We start from the raw sequence: 20,197 nt of genomic DNA, 5'->3' as shown, positions 1-20,197 counted from the left end.
TTGGCCGCTTTATTTTTTGGCATGCATCTTTGCAAATTTTTGAGAGATTCTGATAATATCACCTGCACCGACAAAAAGATAGATTGTATTTTCCTGAAGCTGGAAATTCTCAATTAATAAATCCGCATCGGCAACGTACTGCGCTTTTTTACCATAACTGACCAAACCATCTGCAATGACCTTCGAGGAAATCTGGGGAATTGTTTGCTCAAATGCACTGTAAACCTCTGTAATATATATCTCGTCAGCATCCTTGAGGGCTTTCGCAAAATTTCCATCTTCTCTCATCAATCTGCTATATCTGTGTGGTTGGAAGATAACTACTCTTTTCTGAGAAGGGAAAACTTCCCGTGTTGTAGAAAGCAAAGATTTTATTTCATCTGGCGTATGCGCATAATCATCTATCATGTAAACTTTTCGTTTTTCATCTATAACCGTCACCGTGAATCTTCTGTAAGTTCCCGTGAAATCTTCAAGCGCCTTTAAAACTTCCTCAACTTCGTGTCCAGCGCTCCACAATAATGTGATTACTGCCATTGCATTTAAAATATTGTGTTCACCGGGTACCTTTAAAGTCAAGTTGTATTCTTTTCCGTTGATTTCTATCTTCGCAAATTGAAACAATCCATTTCTATTTCTATCTATCAACCTGCATGTGCTATTTATCGATTTGCCGAATGTCCACGTTCCAAGATCAGAAGTATTTTCATCTTCAGAGAAGGTAACTACACTTTTGCGAGTACTCATTACTACTGACCTGAAACAATCTCTATACAATTGTCTATCACCGCTGTAGTTTTCAAGATGATCGCCACGGGCATTTGTTATGATCATGTAATCCGGGGAAAAGCGTGAAAATTCTGGTTGGCTTTCATCAAGTTCATAAACATATGGACCTTTACCAGGACGGTAATTACCGAATTCAAGTGATCTATGGATACCACCTAAGAACACTGTTGGATCCTCTCCAAGAACCTTTAAGCAGTGCGCAAGCATTGCTGTTGTTGTTGTTTTTCCATCTGACCCGGTAACTGCAAACTGGGTTTTGCCATTGTTCAAAATATCATACAAAAATTCGAATCTGCTCACAACCCTGATGCCATTAGAACGTGCTCTTATTATCTCGGGATTGTCAGAATGTACAGCGGGGGTATGAACAACTATGTCAGGATATAGCCAGTTATTATAGTTGTGTCCTATAAAAATCTTCACGCCAAGTTTTCTCAAAATCTCTGTTTGTTCGCTTTCGTATATATCAGAACCGTAAACATCCTCGCCAATTAATCTGCTGTGTAAAGCTAAAGAGCTCATTCCAATACCACCAATTCCCACAAAATGAATTCTCATTTCAATTCCTCCAGGATAGTTTTTGCTATTATTTCTGCTGGATTGATTTTCATCTTTGGCTTTTTATCCATCTCCAAAACTTGATAAAGTTTTTTCAACAGAGTTGAAACAGTAGCATCGCATTCTTTAAGCACCAAAGCTTTTCCCATTTTTTCAATTTCAAGTGCATTATAAAGCTGATGTGATCCTGTTGCGCCATCCCATGGTACCAGAATGCCTGGTAAACCATAATATAACATCTCACCAATTGTTGTAGCACCTGCCCGTGCTATGACTGCCCTGGCACCTTTCCAGGCAGCAGATGCGTTGTATATGTAATCAACAGCTTTAACATTTTCAAAGATTGACAATCTATCTACCCATTCTTTACTTCCTGTACTGTGGACGAATTTCAAGTTGTGCTCAACTTTGTAAACTTCCTCCATCAAGTTATTTATAAATTCACTGCCTCTGCTACCTCCTAAAACAAGAACGTAGTCTTTTCCAAACAACATTTCTTCATTGTCCTTCTCTCTCACCGGATTTCCTGTAACTAAAATTTTGTTTCGCACGGATTTTGGAAAAAACTCAACAGTTTTATCGAAGGCTACAAAAATTTTCTTAGCTGATAGACTCAAAGCCTTATTTGCAAGTCCTGGTACCACATTCTGTTCTTGAATAAAAAAAGGTTTCTTCAATTTTTTACAAACCTTTCCAACTGGATAAGATATGTATCCACCTGTCATCAGACCAAAGTCACACTGTTTAATTTCCAAGGCTATAATACTCTCGGATTGAGAAATTTTCAATAGCCTGGTAAAATTACTTGGTTTCCATATAGGTCTTTCAAGTCCCTTCAAATCAATTTTTATCAATTTATACTCGGGATGTTCTAATGGTAATATCTTGCTTTCGATTCCCTTTTCTAAACAAAAATATGTGACATTTAACTTTTTCATTTCAGCCAATTTTTCAAGAATAGAAACTGCTGGGTAAAGATGTCCTCCTGTACCTCCACCCGCTGCAGATATTCTCAAGGTTCTTCACTTCCCCGTGTAAGTATGTTTATAACTATACCAAGACCTGCCATCATAGTCACAATAGAACTCCCACCATAGCTCATGAATGGCATGGTAACTCCTGTTACAGGTAGTGTACCTGTGACTACTCCAAGGTTAACCATGACCTGTAACATGATCAAAAACGAAAAACCAGAAATATAAGCTGTTGCAAAAGTATCTTGTAATTTTTCTGCGTGTTTCAAAAGCAAAGCAATTAAAATAAAAAACAAAATAATAATCCCCAGAATGCCAATTAATCCAAGCTCTTCACCAACAGCCGCAAGTATAAAATCAGAAACCACAGCAGGCACAGAAACTTTTACCTCACCTATGCCAAGTCCTTTACCAGTCAATCCACCTTCTCTTATAGCCTGAAGAGCTTTTGAAACCTGTTCTGGTACCTGACCGTTTATAAATGTTCTGAGTCGCCAAATCTGATAATCTTTCAAAATAATTCCTGTTTTACCAGCTATGTAAAATACACTAAATAAACCAAGAAGAGTAAGAAATATATACCTCCCTTTCGTCCCATGAGAATAAAGCATTAACAAAGCCAGAAATATGAATATCATCGTCGTGCTCAAATCTGGTTCTAATACTATGAGAGCAAAAAAAGGAAAACTGTACAGAAGGGGTTTCAGAAAACCACTCACAAACTCTCCCATTCGCTCTTTGTTTTGAGAGATATAAGTTGCTATGATTATAATGAAAATAATTTTTGCAAACTCTGAAGGTTGAAAATTAGCACCTGAAATACTCACCCACCTTCTGGAACCGTTAGCACCGGGAAAGAAAAACGGAAGTGAAAGCAATCCAAGGGCAAAAAAATAATAGAACCATGAAAATTTGATGTGATTACGATAATCAAACATTGATGCAATTATCATTAAAACTACACCAACACAGAGCTTGCCGACATGAGAGTAAAGCAGGTCACGGGAGAAATTGCCAAAAACATTCATCTGGGCAGCTATATCTATACTTGCAATAGCCACAATTCCCACAGAAATCAAAATAGCAACAACCAAGAGGACGGAAATCGCTTCATTCAAGTAATTTCCCCCTTAGTAATTTTACCATATTTATAAAATGTTCTCCTCTCTCCTGATAATTTCTGTACATATCGAAACTTGCACCTGCTGGGCTGAGTAGAACTACATCGCCTTTTTCGGATATTTCAAATGCTTTTAAAACTGCGTTTTGCATGTTTTCTGATATCGTATACGGTATATCTGATAATTTCAACTCATCTCGAAGCAGTTCTACCATTTCCCCAAAGACAATTACGTGTTTTGCTTTGCGCTTTATCTGGGCTATCAGATCTGCGTAGTCTTCGTTTTTACCTCTGCCCGCCAGAAGCAAAATAACGTTTCTTGAGTTGAAATTTTCAAGGGCAGATATGGTAGCAGCCGAACTTGTGGCTTTTGAATCATTCAGAAAAACAACACCGTTTATTTCATCGACAAATTCCATGCGATGTTTTAAGGGCTTGAAATCCTCGAGTATTTCCAGAACCTGCTTCAAATCAAAATTCATCACAGAGAATATTTTCAAAATCGCTGATAAATTTTGAAGATTCTGGTGTGTTTTCAAGAAATCATTTTTGAAAGTATAGTACTTACCTTCATAAACAATACCATCATCAACCTTACGAATCTTTAATGGGTCGAAAGCACAAAGATTTGATTTTTCAGAAATGAATTTCATTATATTTTGATCAGAGCAGTTGTAAATCCCCGTTTTAGAAAACTCAAGCAGTTTCAATTTTGATTTTGCATAATGCTCTAAAGAAGGATGCCAGTCAAGGTGATTTGGTTGAATATTCAGTACCACACCGATATCAATATGCAACATTTTTGACCAGAAAAGCTGAAAACTGCTTATCTCAAGTACTAAGTATTTCGTTTTAAAACCAAGCACATCAGCGGCAGGAGTACCGATGTTTCCACAGGCGTAACTATCCAGACCAAGTTTTTGAAAAACGAAAGATAACAATTTACAGCTCGTAGTTTTTCCATTTGAACCTGTCACGGCAATCACAAAGTTAGGTTTATTCATATCCAAAACTACCTCTATGTCTGAGAAAGTTTTTCCTCTGCACTTTGCCAGAGCAGGGTGATCAAATCTAACCGAAGGACTCACTACTATTCTATCAGCTTCACATATCCTGTCGCTGTTTTTGCCTTCCTCAAAATCTATACCTTTTTTAGAAAACCATTCTTTCTCCTCATCTGTGAATTTTCTTAATTCACTTACGAAAATTTTGTGTCCCATGCTTATCAATTTTTCACACAACGCCTTATTACTTACACCGTATCCTACCAGAGCATAGTACATCAATTTCCCTCCCAGGAATCGCTTATTTTCCTCAACAAATATGTTAACACGTCAGAGAAGGTACATTTGTTTCTGTTTTCACGCACCATATTTTAAGATTTCCTATTAGATAATATTTTTGCCTATTTATTAAACGTGGTTTATAATAAGTCCTGGTTGAAAGGAGGAATGAGGTCATGGATCTTGTTGAGAAAATTGTCGAAAGTGGCGTAGTAGCCGTTGTTAGAACGGACTCTCCAGAAAAAGCGGTGGAAATTTGTCATGCATGTAAAGAAGGTGGAATTATTGCTATTGAGATTACATTCAGTGTGCCGCGTGCGGTAGAAGTTATCCAGCAGATAGATAAAGAACTTGGAAACGAAATTTTACTTGGAGCTGGTACAGTTCTTGACCCATATACAGCCAAGATAGCAATAGAAGCTGGTGCAAAATACATAGTAGCTCCGAATCTTTCTGAGGAAACTGCTTTACTGTGTAACAAGCACAGAGTACCATACATACCAGGAGTTCTTACCCCAACAGAAATTGTCAAAGCACTTGAACTTGGCGTTCCATTGATAAAACTTTTTCCTGCCTCTGCCGTTGGACCATCTTATATAAAAGCCATTCATGGACCGCTTCCACAAGCAAAACTTTTGCCGACAGGAGGAGTAAATGTGGAAAATGTCAAAGATTGGATTAAGGCAGGCGCAGCAGCTGTTGGAGTTGGGGGAGGATTAACAAAAGGCTCAAGGAAAGAAATAGCTGAAAAGGCAAAGAAGCTCGTTCAGGCTGTCAAAGAAGCCCGAGAGTGAATACGGAGGTGGAAAGTATGAAAAAATTTGTAACATTCCTGTTGATAATGGCCTTCTCAATAGCTATAATGGCCGCAAATTATCCGAGAAAACCCGTCACGATCATTTGCCCATGGGGCGCAGGAGGCGGGACAGATAGGCTTGCTCGTTTCCTGGCTGACGAATTGAGCAAAAAGCTCGGCCAACCATTTGTGGTTGTTAATAAAACTGGCGGCGGCGGTGCTGTAGGTCACAGTGCTGGTGCATATGCCTCCCCGGATGGATACACATTAACTCTCGTAACTATGGAAATTGCATCCATGCACTGGATGGGCCTGACAAATCTCTCTTTCGAAGCTTTTGATTATATAGCACAGGTGAATGAAGATTCAGCGGGAGTTCTTGTTAAAGCTGATGCTTCGTGGAAAACACTTAATGACCTTCTTGAAGACATAAAATCGAACCCTGGGAAATTCCTCTTTTCCGGTACAGCTTCTGGTGGTATCTGGGATCTTGCCAGAATTGGGATGCTCGATGCAGCAGGATTATCAGTTGATTCTGTAACTTGGATACCAACCACTGGAGCTGCTCAGGCATTAATAGAATTACTTGGCGGTCACGTGGATGTAGTGACTTGCTCACTTGCTGAGGCTATATCCCAAATTCAAAGCGGGCAAGTCAGGGCTCTTGCTATAATGGCGGATGAGCGAGATCCAAGATTTCCAGATGTTCCCACTCTAAAGGAATTTGGTATAAATTGGTCAGCTGGTACATGGAGAGGCATTGCTGTCCCAAAAAACACTCCGACTGAAATTAAGGAAATTCTTGAGAAGGCTATACTTGAAATATCTCACTCCGAGGAATTTAAGGAATTCATGAATAAAAACGGATTTGGGATTAAGGTGAGAAATGGTGAGCAATTCTATGAATTTGTCAAAGAGCAGGACAGGGCCTGGAAACACGTTTTAGAGCTTGGAGGATACGCAAAATAAACAGGTAGCCTTCTGGCTACCTGTTTTTTCTCATACAATTTAGTTTCAATGCACCTTAAGAGGATGGTGAAAAATGAACACAACTACAAAGGATATGATTTTTGGAATAGTACTGGTGATTTTGTCTGTTTTTGTTTTTATTTATTCCTCAACATTTCCTGAGTTTGCCGTTAGAGGAGAAAGATTGCCAGGTCCGAGATTTTTTCCTTCAATACTTGCATTTATTCTTTTTGGTTTTGGCATTTTCTACACTGTAACTGGTTTAATAAGATTAACACTGGATAAAAAACAGAAGAGATCAATGGAAAAGCATTCAACAAGGGTTGTCATAAATGTTCTTTTTTCAATAATGAGCGTTATTTTGTTTGTTCCTTTTGTTAATCTGATTGGGCTGATTTTAACAATAATAATTCTGGGAAGCTCACTGATGACTTTGTTATACGTAAAGTGGTACCGGTCAGTAATTTACTCAACCATCTTGGCTATTTTGATATATCTGATTTTCCAATTACTTTTTAAAATTCCATTGCCAGAAGGAGCGCTGATTTCTCTTCTTGTGAGGTGAATAAAGTGAACCAATTTCTACAAGTAATCAGTCCTGATGTAATAATTCCACTGATACTTGCGATGGTTTTTGGTGTTTTTGTTGGAGCTATACCAGGGTTGACAGCAACCATGGGAGTAGCATTGATAATTCCCATTACTTATTACATGAATCCTTTGGCTGGATTAGCCATGGTTTTAGGTGTGTCTTTTACTGCTATTTTTGCTGGAGACATACCAGCAACATTTCTTAGAATTCCTGGTACTCCCGCTTCTGGCGCAGCCACTCTCGATGGATTTGAGCTATCAAAAAAAGGAAAGGGATCTCTTGCTCTGACTCTTGATTTACTTTGTTCTTCTCTCGGAGGACTAATAGGAGTTTTCTTGTTGATTATGGTGGCTCCGCCAATGGCAAAATTTGCCCTCAAGTTCACAAATTTTGAGTATTTTTGGCTCGGTATATTCGGATTGAGTATGGCGGCAGTTCTGAGCAAAGGTAATACAATTAAAGGTTTTGTTTCAGCGGTTATCGGGGTACTTATATCTACTATAGGTATAGATGTTACAACTGGTTACCCGAGATTTACTTTCGGTATAACCGAACTGATGGACGGTGTTAGTTTTATCCCGGCGATGATAGGGTTGTTCGGGCTTTCAGAAGTCTTGAAAAGAGTTCAACTTGGATCAGAAAACTTAGAGCTTCCCGCTATTAAAGATAAATCAAAACTCAGCATAAAAGAGGCCTTTTCATCGATAGGAAAACACATATTTACTTTAATCAGGGGCTCATTCATAGGTACGTTTACAGGTGCTCTTCCTGGAGCGGGAGCAGATATCGCAGCATGGGTATCTTACGGAGTTGAAAAAAACATATCAAGAGACAAAAACATTGGAAAAGGTAGTTTGCGAGGAGTTATCGCGCCAACAAGTGCAAATAATGCTGCTATAGGTGGTACGTGGATTCCTGCTCTCGTATTTGGCGTTCCTGGAGATTCTATAACAGCAATAGTTTTGGGCGCAATGCTTATGTATGGCTTGAGGCCAGGTCCTTTGATATTTACTGAATCACGAGGGCTTGTGAATCAGCTCTTTATAATCGCTATTCTGGTTCAAATTCTGTTAATACCTATCGGGTGGCTCGGTATAAAAACCTTCTCGTTAATTTTGAGGCTAAGGTCGGGTATTGTACTAACAGCTGTTGTCTTCTTTTCTATCATAGGAGCATATGCGATAAGAAATAGTTTTTTTGATATCTATATAATGTTAATCTTTGGATTGATAGGATACTGCTTGGAAAAAATATCTGTTCCACTGGCACCTATGATACTCGGGCTAATCCTTGGACCGATGATCGAGGATAACCTTAGAGTTGGGCTGATAAAAACAAAAGGTAATTTTGGTCCGTTTCTCAGTAGACCGATCTCGTTAATTCTCTTTATCATGATTATTCTTATTCTGGCCGGTCCGCAGTTTTTCTCACTGATGAAAAAGAATCGTCCCAAATAAGGAAAAACAGCCTTCGGGCTGTTTTTTTCTTGTATAATTCCTTAGGGAGGATCAATATTGTCAACTACCCACCGCTTGTAGAAGCGGAGGCTTGAAAAAAGCCTGGTTGACTACCTTCAGCCACATAAGTGGCTACGTTAGACAGGTACACCCTGTGATGCTGCTCAAGTTCCAGGCTCTGTCGTACAGGTCTAAACAGTCCTGAGGGGTAGGGGCAGTAACCTGCACATAACAAGCCTGTCTAACATTGGGGATGAGCAACCAACAGGGATAATCCCTTTATCGTCAAAAGACGATTGGAAGTGATTGTGTGGTTTATGTAATTTCATTGGAAAGGAGGGAACAGCGCATTCCTTTCCATCTTGAAGAAGATGGAGTCTCCTGCGCTGGTTTATGATGAAAACAGCTTCAATCATAACTGTTGGAAGTGAGATAATTGAAGGAATTATCCTGAACACAAACGAAAAATACATTTGTTATAAATTAACTGAAGCTGGATTAAAAGTTATTAGAACAATATCTGTTGATGATGATATCGAATCTATCAAGAATGCCGTGAACTATTCTCTGAATGATTCGGATGTGATTGTCCTGAGCGGTGGACTTGGTCCAACTGAAGACGATAAGACACGCGAAGCAATTGCAGAATCTTTGAAACTCAAAATTGCTTTGAACGAAGAACTCAAAAAAGCAATCGAAAAGAGAATTTCCAAATACCATAGATACGTCCCTTCAAACATAGCAAAACAGGCTATGGTAATTGAAAATGCAAAAATTCTGGAAAATCATGTTGGAAGTGCTCCAGGGCAATTAGTGTTTCATAAGGGGAAAATCCTGGTATTGCTCCCCGGACCTCCGCAGGAATTGGAGCCAATGCTGAATAATGCATTGAACGAGATCAAGCCTCAACCAGATTTATCAACACTGTCGATGTTATTTTTTTCTATACCAGAAGCAGAGTTAGACGAGATCATAACCAGTATTGTGCACGATACCTCGGTAAAAATAGCAACTCAGGCTTCCTATTTTGATGGCGTGAGAGTCAGATTATCTGCCCCAAAAGCAAAGGCCGAAGAGTTAACGAAACTTTCAAAAAAAATTATTGAACTTACAGGAGAAAAATTTATCGGTTATGGAAATATAACTCTTGAAGAAGCCGTGATAAAACTTCTAAAAAAGAAACATCAAACTCTCTCTATTGCTGAATCATGCACAGGCGGTATGATCAGCTCAAGGTTAGTAAATATTCCTGGAGCCTCAGAAGTCTTTCTTGGTGCAATTGTTGCTTACAACAACTCTGTTAAAAGAAATATTTTAAACGTGTCAAACAAAATACTTGAAAAATATGGTGCTGTTAGTCAGCAATGTGTGGCTGAAATGGCTGAAGGGGTTCGCAAAATAATGAAAAGCGATTTAGCTCTTGCTGTATCGGGCATTGCTGGTCCAACCGGTGGAAGTGAGAAAAAACCTGTTGGCACTGTTTATTTTTGTATAGCAGGCGAATCGATTAAAGATATACAAAGACTTTTTTACCCGCAACAGAGAAATGTCTTCAGATCACGTGTATCGGCATATGGATTATATTTAATTTTGAAGTGTCTTAGTAACATGTTATAATAATTTTCACAAGAACTAACGGGAGGAATAGTAATGAATGAACAATATTTGAGTGTTTTTATTGATGAGAGTAAGGAATATATACAAACACTTAATGACTCTTTGCTAAGGCTTGAAAAAGACTATCATGACTCGGAAGCAATAAACGAAACTTTTAGAGCTCTCCATACTCTAAAAGGTATGTCCGGAACAATGGGATTTGAAACGATGTCCAAACTTTGTCATAAAATGGAACAATTGCTTGATAAAATCAGAACCAAAAAAATAACGCTGGATTCCGACCTGCTTGATAAGCTTTTTGCTGGTGTTGACGTCCTCGACAAAATGATCTCAGAAATTGTTAAAAATGGCACCGACAAAGTACCCAATGTTGATGTTCAAAGCATGATGGAAAGTTACGAGGTAGAATCAAACATCCAAACAGAGAAAAAAAGTGAAAAAACAGCAGAAAAGACAAATAAAGCGATTACTGTAACTGATTCCATAAAAAAAGTCATCTCAGAAGCTGAAAAAGAGGGGTACAGAGCTTATCATCTTGCAATTACCTTATCTGAAGGAACTCAATTCAAAGCCGTCAGAATGTATATGGTTTTTAAGGCGATAGAAGACCATGGAGGCCAGATACTCAATTCTGAACCATCAGTAGAAGATATAGAACAGGAAAAATTTGACCTGGATGTAGAGTTGATTGTGATAATTAAGGAAGATAAGGAAAATCTTCGTAATATACTAATGTCAATATCTGAGATAGAGAAAGTAACCATCCGGGATATACTGGCAGACTATGCAGAAGAAACCGAAGAAGTCAGGAAAATTGATGAGAAAACTCAGGAGGAAAAAACAGAACAAAGCAAGGAAAAAAAGAGACTTGTTCAAACGGTCCGAGTTGACATAGATAAACTCGATAATTTGATGAATCTTATGGGAGAACTGGTTATATCAAGAAGCCGAATAGCAGATACTTTGAGAAAATACGACATAAAAGAAGTCGATGAGAGCCTTTCACAATTAAATAGGATTACACTTGATCTTCAAAATGTTGTTATGAAGGTCAGAATGGTACCTATTGCTTTCGTTTTCAACAGATTTCCGAGAATGGTCAGAGATCTTGCAAAACAGCTCGACAAAGAAATTGATTTTGTGATAGAAGGCGAGGATACAGAACTTGATAGAACTTTCGTTGAAGATATAGGTGAACCACTTCTTCACATGCTCAGAAATGCTATAGATCATGGAATAGAGCCCAAAGAAGAGCGCTTAGCAAAGGGTAAGCCTCCCGTTGGGAAAGTGATTTTGTCTGCGAGACATGAAGGAAACAATGTGGTTATTGAAGTAAAAGACGATGGTCGTGGTATAGACAGGGCCTCTGTTCTAAAAAAAGCGATTGAAAAAGGTTTTATAAACGAATCCCAGGCCGAAACTCTTCCAGATGAGAAAGTTTATGAATTTCTTTTTGCCCCGGGATTTTCAACCAGAACTGAGGCGAACGAGCTATCTGGTCGTGGCGTTGGCATGGATGTTGTAAGGAATGTCGTTGAGTCTTTAAATGGCACCGTGGGTATTGAAAGTGTTAAAAATAGAGGAACCACCATAACCATGAGATTACCCCTTACTCTGGCAATCATTCAAGCTTTACTTGTTAAAGTGAATAAATACGTATATGCCATACCAATTGCAAATATCGACAGTACGTTGAATATATCAAAAGAACAAATACAAAGAATCCAAGATCGTCAGGTGACAGTTATAAGAGGAGAAATAATACCTATTGCCAAACTCTGGGATGTTCTTGAACTTCCACACGATAAGGAGAATGGAACTTACAACACAGTCATAGTTAGAATAGGAAACAGGAAATACGGTTTGGCAGTAGATACATTGATCGGGCAAGAGGACATAGTTATAAAATCCTTGGGGAAAATCTTCAGCGATGTTAGAATCTTCAGTGGTGGTGCGATTCTCGGCGATGGAAGTATTGCACTGATATTAGATGTAGCAAATATTGTCTGATTTTCAGGAGGGATTATATGGCAAACGAGAATGAATTTGAGGTGTTTGTATTCAGCATAGGTGAACAGGAAATGGCCTTCGATGTTGATTATGTAAGTATGGTCATAGAGAAGCCGGAGATTACGCCTGTCCCAAAATCCAAAAAAACAGTATTGGGCGTCATGAATCTACGTGGTAGAATAGTGCCCGTTGTAAGCCTCAATTTGCTGCTGGATATTGAATCAAGCGATGATTTGGAGGAGAAGGTGGTTGTTGTTAACTGCGAGGATGTCGAAGCCGGTTTCATTGTCAATAAAGTAAAAGGTGTTTTGACATGTAAAGTCACCGAAGTTGAAAAATTACAAAAACTTGAGAAATTCGGTGAAAAGAGCAAAGGAATTATTAAGAAGGGAGAAGAATTAATAGTTTACCTAAACCTTGAAAAAACACTCGGTGAACTGATGGCTGCTTCCGAGTATAGCAATGAGGGGGTATGGTAATGGCAAAACGAGTGCTCATAGTTGATGATGCTGCGTTCATGAGAATGCTTTTGAAGGATATCATAACCAAAGCTGGATATGAAGTTGTTGGGGAAGCCTCAAACGGTGCTGAAGCTGTGGAAAAATACAGAGAACTCAAACCCGATATTGTGACTATGGATATAACTATGCCAGAAATGAATGGCATAGAAGCCATAAAGAAAATCCGAGAGTTCGCACCAGACGCAAAAATAATTGTTTGTAGTGCTATGGGGCAGCAAGCAATGGTCGTAGAGGCTATACAGGCTGGGGCAAAAGATTTTATTGTCAAGCCGTTCCAGCACAGCAGAGTGGTAGAAGCTCTTCAAAAAATCAGTTAATAGAGGTGGGGGAAATAGGAGAGTTATTCTGGCAAGTTTTTCTTGCTTTCGCTTTTTTGGTAGCTTTTCTGGGTGTTGTTTATTTTTTCGTCAGGAGACGGAATCCTTTTGCTTCATCTAAAAATATCAGAGTGATTGAACGCTGCTACCTGGATCGGAACAGCTCGATAGTATTGGTTCGTTTGATAGATAGCTACTATGTACTACTCATTACCCCCGGCGGTGGAACTGTTTTAAAAGAATTATCGGAGTCCGAAATCGGCCATTTGGAAGAAGCTGAAAAATTTTCCAGCATTTTTTTCAAAAAACTTGGAAAAAATGAAAAGAAGGATGGAAGTTGATGCGGAAGATCCTGATTTTTATTCTTCTGCTTCTACCAGTACTAATTCATCCACAGGAAGAATTGCCTTTTCCATCTATTGGCATCGAAATCTCTCCTGTTGGGAATGAACGTGATTTGGTTACGACACTCGAGATCCTTTTAATCATTACTGTTCTCGCACTTGCTCCAAGTATACTGATACTTTTTACATCTTTCACAAGAATTATAGTCGTATTTTCATTTTTAAGAAATGCCCTTGGAACAAGGCAAACACCCCCATCCCAAGTGCTTATAGGCCTGGCCCTATTTTTGACATTTTTCATTATGCAACCTGTATGGAATGACATATATAACGATGCTTTGACCCCATATATGGAAAAAGAAATAGGCTATGAAGAGCTATTCTCGCGAATGATAGGCCGAGTACGGCAGTTTATGCTGAAAGAACTCGTGGATCATCATAATGAAGATAACGTTTTCTTACTCGCATCGAGTGTGGGAAAAAAATTTGATAAAATTGAAGATGCGCCAAATTCAATTTTGATACCTGCCTTTGTGCTTGGTGAACTCGAAATAGGTTTTAAAATGGGAGTGCTTCTGTACATACCTTTTATTGTAATAGACATGATAGTCTCAAGTATATTACTCGCTATGGGAATGATAATGATACCGCCTGTACTTATTTCACTCCCTTTTAAGGTGTTACTATTCATAGTTGTAAATGGATGGGATTTGCTTGTTTCTGGCTTGATAAAAAGTTTCGCGAGGTGATCAATATTGACAATAGAAGTTTTTATAGATGCTTTCAAAAATGGCATCGAGACGGTATTGGTTGTCGTGACACCAGCCTTATTGATAAGCCTTGTGGTCGGACTTATAATAAGTATTTTTCAGGCTGTTACACAAATCCACGAGCAAACCCTTACTTTTGCCCCGAAAATTATCGTGGTTCTCCTGACAGTAATGTTTCTGGGCGGATGGATGCTGGAAAAGATAGTTGAATATGCCAAAGAAATGTGGGAAAAACTGATAGGAATGATTTGAAGTGGAACTTAGAGAATTTGTGGAAACAAAATTTCTTGCGTGGGTTTTGGTTGTAACACGCAATGCTGGTATGTTTACAATAGCACCTTTTTTTGCAGATTGGTTCGTCCCGCTCCAAGTCAAAGTTTTGCTTGTTGTTTTCTTAAGCTGGACTGTATTGCCATCAATCAACGAAGTAATTCCCCTGCATACTCCCGTGGCACAGATCGTGTTATCAATGCTTAGCAATTATGTAATCGGATTAACAATAGGATTTCTGGCACTCCTTCCAGTTATAGCGTTGAGTATTGCTGGCGAGGTATTTGGGACACAAATGGGGTTTGCACTTTCATCTGTTTTCGATCCACAGCGCGAAGAAGTTCCTATCCATGGGGAATTATTATATGTATTCGGGTTATATATTTTCGTTGCCCTCAAAGGACATCTGTTGATTTACCAGGCGGTAGTTGACTCTTTAAACTCAATTCCTGTATCTAAAACGCTTATCGATTTCAATTTTGTCAGTGTATTGACAGAAAAAATCTCTGAAATGTTTTCTATAGCCATGAAAATCGGTATGCCAATGATTGGTTTCATGTTCGTGACTTCCATATCACTTGGAATTATCTCAAGGCTTGTTCCGCAAATGAATGTGTTTATGGTTGGAATGCCGCTGAAAATTTTGGTGGGCTTCATACTAATGGTGGGGATGATACCAGTATGGGCAGATGTTTTTTCACAAATAGCAGCCAGAACTATAAATTTTCTGGAATTTTTTGTAAGAAGCTTTTCAAAATAGATATACAACTTTTTGCAGATCCGGAAAAAACAGAAAAGCCAACCCCCCGAAGACGAAGAAAGGCACGAGAAGAAGGCCAGGTTGCTACATCAAATGAATTGAACATGGCAGTGACATTTCTTGTGGCTGTTTTTGTAATGAGATTCATCTTTCAAAGATTGATAATGTTTCTGGAAAATGGAAGCATATTGTTTTTCAGTCTTGAAGAGAACGATTTCTTGAACAATTTATCTGGACGGATATATCAATCTTTCAAAGATACTATATTCTTACTGGTCTTGTTATTTTTATCGCTTATCATCTCTGTTATTTTCGCAGGTGCTATGCAGACAAAGTTTTTACTTTCCTTCAAACCACTGAAAATGGATTTAAAAAGAATAAACCCCGTTGAAGGCTTCAAAAGATTTTTCTCAATGAGAAGTCTTTTTGAATTACTGAAATCCATACTGAAAATGGTTATAGTGGGTTTTGTAGCTTATAGCGTTATCAGATCAAATTGGATACTTTTCAGATTTTACTCAGACATGGAAACGGTAGATTCTTTGAAATTGATTTTTAACCTTACTTATGAAGTCATGTTAAAGTGTGCAATAGCACTCTTTATTCTTGCCATAGTGGATTATTTTTACCAGAGATGGGAGTTTGAAAAGAGCATTCGAATGACTAAGCAAGAGATCAAAGAGGAGTACAGGGAGATCGAAGGAAGTCCGGAAGTAAGGAGGAGGCAGCGTGAAATCATGGCAAGACTTGCCCGTGGAAGGATGCTGCAGCAAGTTCCAGAAGCTGACGTGGTTATAACTAACCCATCGCACATAGCCGTAGCAATAGAATACAAATCTGAAGAAATGGAAGCACCTGTGGTTCTTGCAAAAGGAGCAGATGAGATAGCTCAAAAGATTATACAGATTGCGAAAGAAAACAATATACCGGTAGTCAGAAACCCACAAGTTGCCCGCGAACTTTATAAAACAACTGATATTGGTGAGCAAATTCCGCCAAATATGTACCGCGCAGTAGCAGAAATATTAGCGTATGTTTATTCGCTCAGGTAAAATTCGTTTGATATAATTTTTATTTAAGGGAGCATGAAAATGAAAAATCTTGATGTCTTTGTTGCTGTTCTTGTGGTATCAATAGTTTTTTTAATGGTTCTACCAATACCAGATTCCATGCTGGATTTCTTCCAGCTTTTGAACATCGCCTTTTCTCTGGTAATAATTCTTTCAACTATGTACATAAGGCACGCCCTTGAGATGTCATCTTTTCCCACATTGCTACTGATCATTACCTTATTTCGTTTAGGGCTTAACGTGGCTTCAACCAGGCTAATTCTCCTTGAGGGAGATAAATTTCAAGGAAGAGTTATAAGAACATTCGGAGAGTTTGTCGTAAAAGGAGATTATATAGTGGGACTGGTGATTTTCATAATTCTGGTTATTATCCAGTTCATAGTAATTACGCGAGGTGCCGAAAGAATTGCCGAAGTGGCCGCACGTTTCACCCTCGATGCAATGCCCGGAAAACAGATGAGTGTAGATGCTGACCTGAACGCCGGTTTGATAACAGAACAGGAAGCAAGAGAAAGACGTGAAAATATACGAAGAGAAGCTGATTTTTATGGTGCAATGGATGGTGCCACGAAATTCGTTCGTGGCGATGCAATAGCAAGTATAATAATAGTTCTTGTTAACATAGTCGGTGGCATTGTGATAGGCGTGATAAGGCACGGACTCTCAATAGCCGACGCTGCTAAAGTTTATACATTGCTCACAGTTGGAGATGGCCTGGTTACTCAAATTCCTGCTTTGCTGGTCTCAACTGCTACCGGTATACTTGTTTCTCGAGCTGCTTCGAAAGAAAATCTCGGTCAAGATCTTGTGAAAGAACTTTCCTCTGAAAGGAAAGTAATGATAGTTACTGGTTTAATATTGGTTTTGCTCGGGATAGCAACTCCTCTTCCAATAACAAGTACTATAATTGGGTTTATCTTCGTTATTCTCGCAATCTATACAGCCAGGGCAGTTAAAGAAAAGCCAGTAACTGCCCCGGCAGGTCCTGCACCATCTGCGCCTTCCAGACCCATTTTGAGCACACCTCAGGAAGTGGCGGATGTACTTCAAACAGATACAGTAGAAGTAGAGATAGGTTACGGTTTGATACCACTTGCCGATCCATCTCAGGGCGGAGATTTACTGGAAAGAGTAACTATGATAAGAAAGCAAATAGCTTTTGATTTGGGGCTGGTTGTTTCGCCAATAAGGATTAGAGATAGTGTTCTGCTTAAACCTAATGAATATTTGATAAAAATAAGAGGTGCCGAGATAGCCAAATATGAATTAATGCCCAATCGATTGCTGGCTATCAATCCTGGTACTGCTTCCGAAAGAATAGCAGGTATACCCGCTAAAGAACCTGCCTTTGGCTTAAACGCATACTGGATCGAACCTGTTCGTAAAGAAGAAGCCACAAAGCTTGGATACACAGTTGTTGATCCCCCAACAGTTTTTGCAACCCACTTGACTGAGGTTTTGAAAAGAAATGCAGCAGATCTTCTCGGAGCAAGGGAATTTAACTTGTTAATAGAAGGATTACGAGAAAAATTTCCGCAACTCGTGAGTGATCTGATACCATCCGTTATGAAGCAGTCTGAACTGAAAAAAATACTTCAAAAACTCCTAAGTGAAGGAGTATCAATAAGAAACTTACCCTTGATTTTTGAAACTCTTCTGGAATATGGCGAGAAAACAACAGATATCATATATCTCTCAGAACAGATTAGGAGAGCCTTGAAAAGGCAGATAGTACAGCCTTTAATATCTGATGATGGGAAACTCCACGCCGTTGCTTTTGATCATGATTTAGAAAAAAAGATAGCCGATTCCCTTCAAGATATAAATGGGGAGAAAAGGATATCACTGAATCCACAAATATTAAGGGAACTCATGGAAAATCTGTCAAAGCAGCTTGAAACGTTGATGAAAAAGGGTTTTTCGCCCGTTGCCGTCTGCTCTGGTGCCATAAGACCTTATCTTTCTGAAACAATTAAACGTTTCCTGCCAAATGTCCCTGTAATTGCTTACGAGGAATTGCCTGACGATGTTACAATGCAAGTAGAAGGTGTGGTTAGATTGTGAAAATAAAGAAATATATGGTTAATGATATTAGAGAAGCACTTGACCAAATTAAAAAAGATTTAGGTGAAGATGCTGTTATATTGAGTACTCGCAGCATCAAAAAAGGGGGTTTTTTTGGTATTGGTAGCAGAAGATTTTTAGAAGTTACAGCGGTTGCCGAAGAAAAAAATGAGCAGCATGCTAACAAGGACATCTATCGATTCGAGGAAATCTTAGTTAAAAACAGAGAAAAACGTCAGGAAGAAGAAATAAGAGAGCTAAAACAAATGCTTCAAGAGATGAAATCAATGATGTTTTCAAAGCAGGTTGATTTACCACAAAATATGCAAAAGCTGCTCAAAGCTCTTCAGATACATGAGGTAGACCCTGTAGTTTCAAATAAAATTATGGAATATATCCACATAGCATATGGGGATGTACCCGTCGATGACAATTTTAAGCAAAGATTATCTGAACATATTGTCCCCTTTGTTAAAACTGAGGTTCCTATTCTGGAAAAATCTGTTCTTTTTGTTGGACCGACAGGCGTTGGAAAAACAACAACGCTGGCCAAAATCGCAGCAAAATTAAAGTTGATTCACAAAAAACAGGTTGCTATTCTAACACTGGATACTTACAGAATAGCCGCTACAGAACAATTAAAAACCTATGCTGCAATAATGGATATCCCGATGCGAGTTGCCTATACACCCAAGGAAGCTAAATTAGAACTGGATGCAATGCATGATTTCGATGTAATCCTGATAGATACGGCGGGAAGAAGTCAAAACAACGATATACAGATGAGTGAACTCAGAGCTCTCGTAGAAACAATTACACCAAGTGTTTGCTTTCTTGTGGTTGGCATGAACTGTAAATACTCTGACTTAAAGGATATAGTCAAGAAATTTGATGTAGCAAAATATACGCATACAATTTTAACGAAGATGGATGAAACCAGATCTTATGGGCATATAATAAACATTTCACAGCTGAGTGGTATTCCGCTGGCTTATATCACAAACGGTCAGCGTGTACCTGAAGATATTATTGAAGCTAATAGCAGGGAACTTTCTCATATACTTTCGAAAGAGGTGCTGAAAGTTGCGCAATCAGGCTGAAGGACTTCTGAAAAGTCAGCCCCGGATAGTTAGTGTCGCAAGTGGAAAAGGTGGTGTTGGTAAAACAATAGTTGCCGTGAATCTGGCGATAGTACTTGCGCAAAGAGGCATGAGAGTGTTACTCTTTGATGCCGATGCAGGCTTTGCGAACGCCGAAATACTTATGGGCATTACCCCCAAAAATACAATAAAAGATTTTCTGCAAAGGAAAATCTCGCTCGATAAAGTTATCTTTCAAACTCCTTACGATGTGGATTTAATAAGCACAGGAATGGATGTAGAGGATTTAATAGCGTTTAATTTGGAAGATAAAACAGAACTTTATAATGATCTCTATCGTATCTCTGCAGAATATGACTATATAGTATTCGACTTTCCTCCAGGTTTTAATGAAGAGTTAGAAAGATTTTATGCCGGCTCAGACCACCTCGTGATGGTAACAGCTTCAGAACCGACATCTCTTGTGAACGCTTATACATTTGTGAAACTTATGACCATCAAAGGTGTGGATCCTGATGGTTTTCATGTTGTCATGAATATGGTCAAGGACATGCGTGATGGAAGAAAAATTATGGATAGATTCATTTCAGTGATAACTAGATTCACCGGGATCCCTATTACATCCACTCATCTGATTCGTTATGATATGCTTGTAAAAGATAGTGTCAACAGGCAAATTCCATTCGTTACAAACAGAAAAACGGCTCAGCCATCTCTCGCAATTTACGGAATAGCTGACATGATAACAAAACGACAGACTGTCAAAAAACTTTCATTTTTTGACAAAATCAGAGCTTTTTTTGGAGTTGGATGAGG

The 20,197-nt window shown here is 38.7% G+C and carries 20 protein-coding genes; 16 read left to right on the top strand and 4 right to left on the bottom strand.

Translation table 11 applies throughout. The features are described from left to right. Positions 1-9: 9 nt before the first annotated feature. Genes murC through murD form a run of 4 tightly spaced genes read right to left on the bottom strand, consistent with a single transcriptional unit; the run spans position 10 to position 4,724 of the window. Positions 10-1,347, bottom strand: a complete 1,338-nt coding sequence (gene murC / locus TLET_RS03265) for a UDP-N-acetylmuramate--L-alanine ligase (RefSeq protein ID WP_012002687.1) — start codon at positions 1,345-1,347, stop codon at positions 10-12. Continuing rightward, positions 1,344-2,363, bottom strand: a complete 1,020-nt coding sequence (locus TLET_RS03260; protein ID WP_012002686.1) for a UDP-N-acetylglucosamine--N-acetylmuramyl-(pentapeptide) pyrophosphoryl-undecaprenol N-acetylglucosamine transferase — start codon at positions 2,361-2,363, stop codon at positions 1,344-1,346. Before TLET_RS03260 ends, murC begins: the two co-directional genes overlap by 4 nt. Beyond that, positions 2,360-3,439, bottom strand: coding sequence for an FtsW/RodA/SpoVE family cell cycle protein (locus TLET_RS03255; protein ID WP_012002685.1), 1,080 nt, complete (start codon positions 3,437-3,439; stop codon positions 2,360-2,362). The genes TLET_RS03260 and TLET_RS03255 overlap by 4 nt, the downstream gene beginning before the upstream one ends. Further along, positions 3,432-4,724: a UDP-N-acetylmuramoyl-L-alanine--D-glutamate ligase gene (gene murD / locus TLET_RS03250; protein WP_012002684.1), complete on the bottom strand. Its 1,293-nt coding sequence runs from the start codon at positions 4,722-4,724 to the stop codon at positions 3,432-3,434. The genes TLET_RS03255 and murD overlap by 8 nt, the downstream gene beginning before the upstream one ends. A gap of 176 nt (positions 4,725-4,900) precedes the next feature. Here murD and TLET_RS03245 point away from each other — a divergent pair, with 176 nt between their 5' ends. The 16 genes from TLET_RS03245 (at position 4,901) to TLET_RS03170 (ending at position 20,195) form a co-directional block, all read left to right on the top strand. After that, positions 4,901-5,518: a bifunctional 2-keto-4-hydroxyglutarate aldolase/2-keto-3-deoxy-6-phosphogluconate aldolase gene (locus tag TLET_RS03245; RefSeq protein ID WP_012002683.1), complete on the top strand. Its 618-nt coding sequence runs from the start codon at positions 4,901-4,903 to the stop codon at positions 5,516-5,518. 17 nt (positions 5,519-5,535) lie between these two features. Next, on the top strand, positions 5,536-6,489 hold the full coding sequence (locus TLET_RS03240; RefSeq protein ID WP_012002682.1) for a tripartite tricarboxylate transporter substrate binding protein: 954 nt from the start codon (positions 5,536-5,538) through the stop codon (positions 6,487-6,489). Between the two features lie 73 nt (positions 6,490-6,562). Next, the gene (locus TLET_RS03235; RefSeq protein ID WP_012002681.1) at positions 6,563-7,054 is read left to right on the top strand and encodes a tripartite tricarboxylate transporter TctB family protein; all 492 of its coding nucleotides are present in this window, start codon (positions 6,563-6,565) and stop codon (positions 7,052-7,054) included. Between the two features lie 5 nt (positions 7,055-7,059). Next, positions 7,060-8,538 (top strand): tripartite tricarboxylate transporter permease, encoded by a 1,479-nt coding sequence (locus TLET_RS03230; protein ID WP_012002680.1) that lies wholly within the window; start codon positions 7,060-7,062, stop codon positions 8,536-8,538. 393 nt (positions 8,539-8,931) lie between these two features. Beyond that, positions 8,932-10,155, top strand: coding sequence for a competence/damage-inducible protein A (locus tag TLET_RS03225; protein ID WP_012002679.1), 1,224 nt, complete (start codon positions 8,932-8,934; stop codon positions 10,153-10,155). A gap of 33 nt (positions 10,156-10,188) precedes the next feature. Beyond that, the gene (locus TLET_RS03220; protein ID WP_012002678.1) at positions 10,189-12,165 is read left to right on the top strand and encodes a chemotaxis protein CheA; all 1,977 of its coding nucleotides are present in this window, start codon (positions 10,189-10,191) and stop codon (positions 12,163-12,165) included. 17 nt (positions 12,166-12,182) lie between these two features. Beyond that, positions 12,183-12,644 carry a chemotaxis protein CheW gene (locus TLET_RS03215; protein WP_012002677.1) on the top strand — a complete coding sequence of 154 codons (462 nt, stop codon included), beginning with the start codon at positions 12,183-12,185 and terminating at the stop codon, positions 12,642-12,644. Beyond that, on the top strand, positions 12,644-13,003 hold the full coding sequence (gene cheY / locus TLET_RS03210) for a chemotaxis protein CheY (RefSeq protein ID WP_012002676.1): 360 nt from the start codon (positions 12,644-12,646) through the stop codon (positions 13,001-13,003). Before TLET_RS03215 ends, cheY begins: the two co-directional genes overlap by 1 nt. A 5-nt stretch (positions 13,004-13,008) precedes the next feature. Next, a complete protein-coding gene (locus TLET_RS03205; RefSeq protein ID WP_012002675.1) occupies positions 13,009-13,344 on the top strand; it encodes a FliO/MopB family protein in 336 nt (111 codons plus the stop codon). Further along, entirely contained in the window at positions 13,344-14,096 is a 753-nt protein-coding gene (gene fliP / locus TLET_RS03200) for a flagellar type III secretion system pore protein FliP (RefSeq protein WP_012002674.1), read from the top strand. The genes TLET_RS03205 and fliP overlap by 1 nt, the downstream gene beginning before the upstream one ends. Positions 14,097-14,102: 6 nt before the next feature. Beyond that, positions 14,103-14,369 (top strand): flagellar biosynthesis protein FliQ, encoded by a 267-nt coding sequence (gene fliQ, locus TLET_RS03195; RefSeq protein WP_012002673.1) that lies wholly within the window; start codon positions 14,103-14,105, stop codon positions 14,367-14,369. Position 14,370: 1 nt separating this feature from the next. Beyond that, the gene (gene fliR / locus TLET_RS03190) at positions 14,371-15,147 is read left to right on the top strand and encodes a flagellar biosynthetic protein FliR (RefSeq protein WP_012002672.1); all 777 of its coding nucleotides are present in this window, start codon (positions 14,371-14,373) and stop codon (positions 15,145-15,147) included. Further along, positions 15,069-16,199 (top strand): flagellar biosynthesis protein FlhB, encoded by a 1,131-nt coding sequence (flhB, locus tag TLET_RS03185; RefSeq protein ID WP_012002671.1) that lies wholly within the window; start codon positions 15,069-15,071, stop codon positions 16,197-16,199. Before fliR ends, flhB begins: the two co-directional genes overlap by 79 nt. Positions 16,200-16,238: 39 nt before the next feature. Next, complete coding sequence (gene flhA, locus TLET_RS03180; RefSeq protein WP_012002670.1) at positions 16,239-18,281, top strand: flagellar biosynthesis protein FlhA; 2,043 nt, start codon at positions 16,239-16,241, stop codon at positions 18,279-18,281. Continuing rightward, positions 18,278-19,381: a flagellar biosynthesis protein FlhF gene (locus TLET_RS03175; protein ID WP_012002669.1), complete on the top strand. Its 1,104-nt coding sequence runs from the start codon at positions 18,278-18,280 to the stop codon at positions 19,379-19,381. Before flhA ends, TLET_RS03175 begins: the two co-directional genes overlap by 4 nt. Then, a complete protein-coding gene (locus tag TLET_RS03170) occupies positions 19,365-20,195 on the top strand; it encodes an AAA family ATPase (RefSeq protein ID WP_012002668.1) in 831 nt (276 codons plus the stop codon). The genes TLET_RS03175 and TLET_RS03170 overlap by 17 nt, the downstream gene beginning before the upstream one ends. Positions 20,196-20,197: the final 2 nt, after the last annotated feature.

It is taken from the genome of Pseudothermotoga lettingae TMO (assembly GCF_000017865.1).
In the GTDB taxonomy this organism is placed as follows: Bacteria; Thermotogota; Thermotogae; order Thermotogales; family DSM-5069; genus Pseudothermotoga_B; species Pseudothermotoga_B elfii.
This window is presented reverse-complemented; position numbering and strand designations above follow the sequence as displayed.

Bases quoted from the DNA above. Each gene is read 5' to 3' on its own strand.
- murC (WP_012002687.1), bottom strand. From the start codon at position 1,347: ATGAGAATTCATTTTGTGGGAATTGGTGGTATTGGAATGAGCTCTTTA.
- murD (WP_012002684.1), bottom strand. From the start codon at position 4,724: ATGTACTATGCTCTGGTAGGATACGGTGTAAGTAATAAGGCGTTGTGT.
- TLET_RS03245 (WP_012002683.1), top strand. From the start codon at position 4,901: ATGGATCTTGTTGAGAAAATTGTCGAAAGTGGCGTAGTAGCCGTTGTT.
- TLET_RS03240 (WP_012002682.1), top strand. From the start codon at position 5,536: ATGAAAAAATTTGTAACATTCCTGTTGATAATGGCCTTCTCAATAGCT.
- TLET_RS03235 (WP_012002681.1), top strand. From the start codon at position 6,563: ATGAACACAACTACAAAGGATATGATTTTTGGAATAGTACTGGTGATT.
- TLET_RS03225 (WP_012002679.1), top strand. From the start codon at position 8,932: ATGATGAAAACAGCTTCAATCATAACTGTTGGAAGTGAGATAATTGAA.
- TLET_RS03220 (WP_012002678.1), top strand. From the start codon at position 10,189: ATGAATGAACAATATTTGAGTGTTTTTATTGATGAGAGTAAGGAATAT.
- TLET_RS03215 (WP_012002677.1), top strand. From the start codon at position 12,183: ATGGCAAACGAGAATGAATTTGAGGTGTTTGTATTCAGCATAGGTGAA.
- cheY (WP_012002676.1), top strand. From the start codon at position 12,644: ATGGCAAAACGAGTGCTCATAGTTGATGATGCTGCGTTCATGAGAATG.
- fliP (WP_012002674.1), top strand. From the start codon at position 13,344: ATGCGGAAGATCCTGATTTTTATTCTTCTGCTTCTACCAGTACTAATT.
- flhB (WP_012002671.1), top strand. From the start codon at position 15,069: ATGGGCAGATGTTTTTTCACAAATAGCAGCCAGAACTATAAATTTTCT.
- flhA (WP_012002670.1), top strand. From the start codon at position 16,239: ATGAAAAATCTTGATGTCTTTGTTGCTGTTCTTGTGGTATCAATAGTT.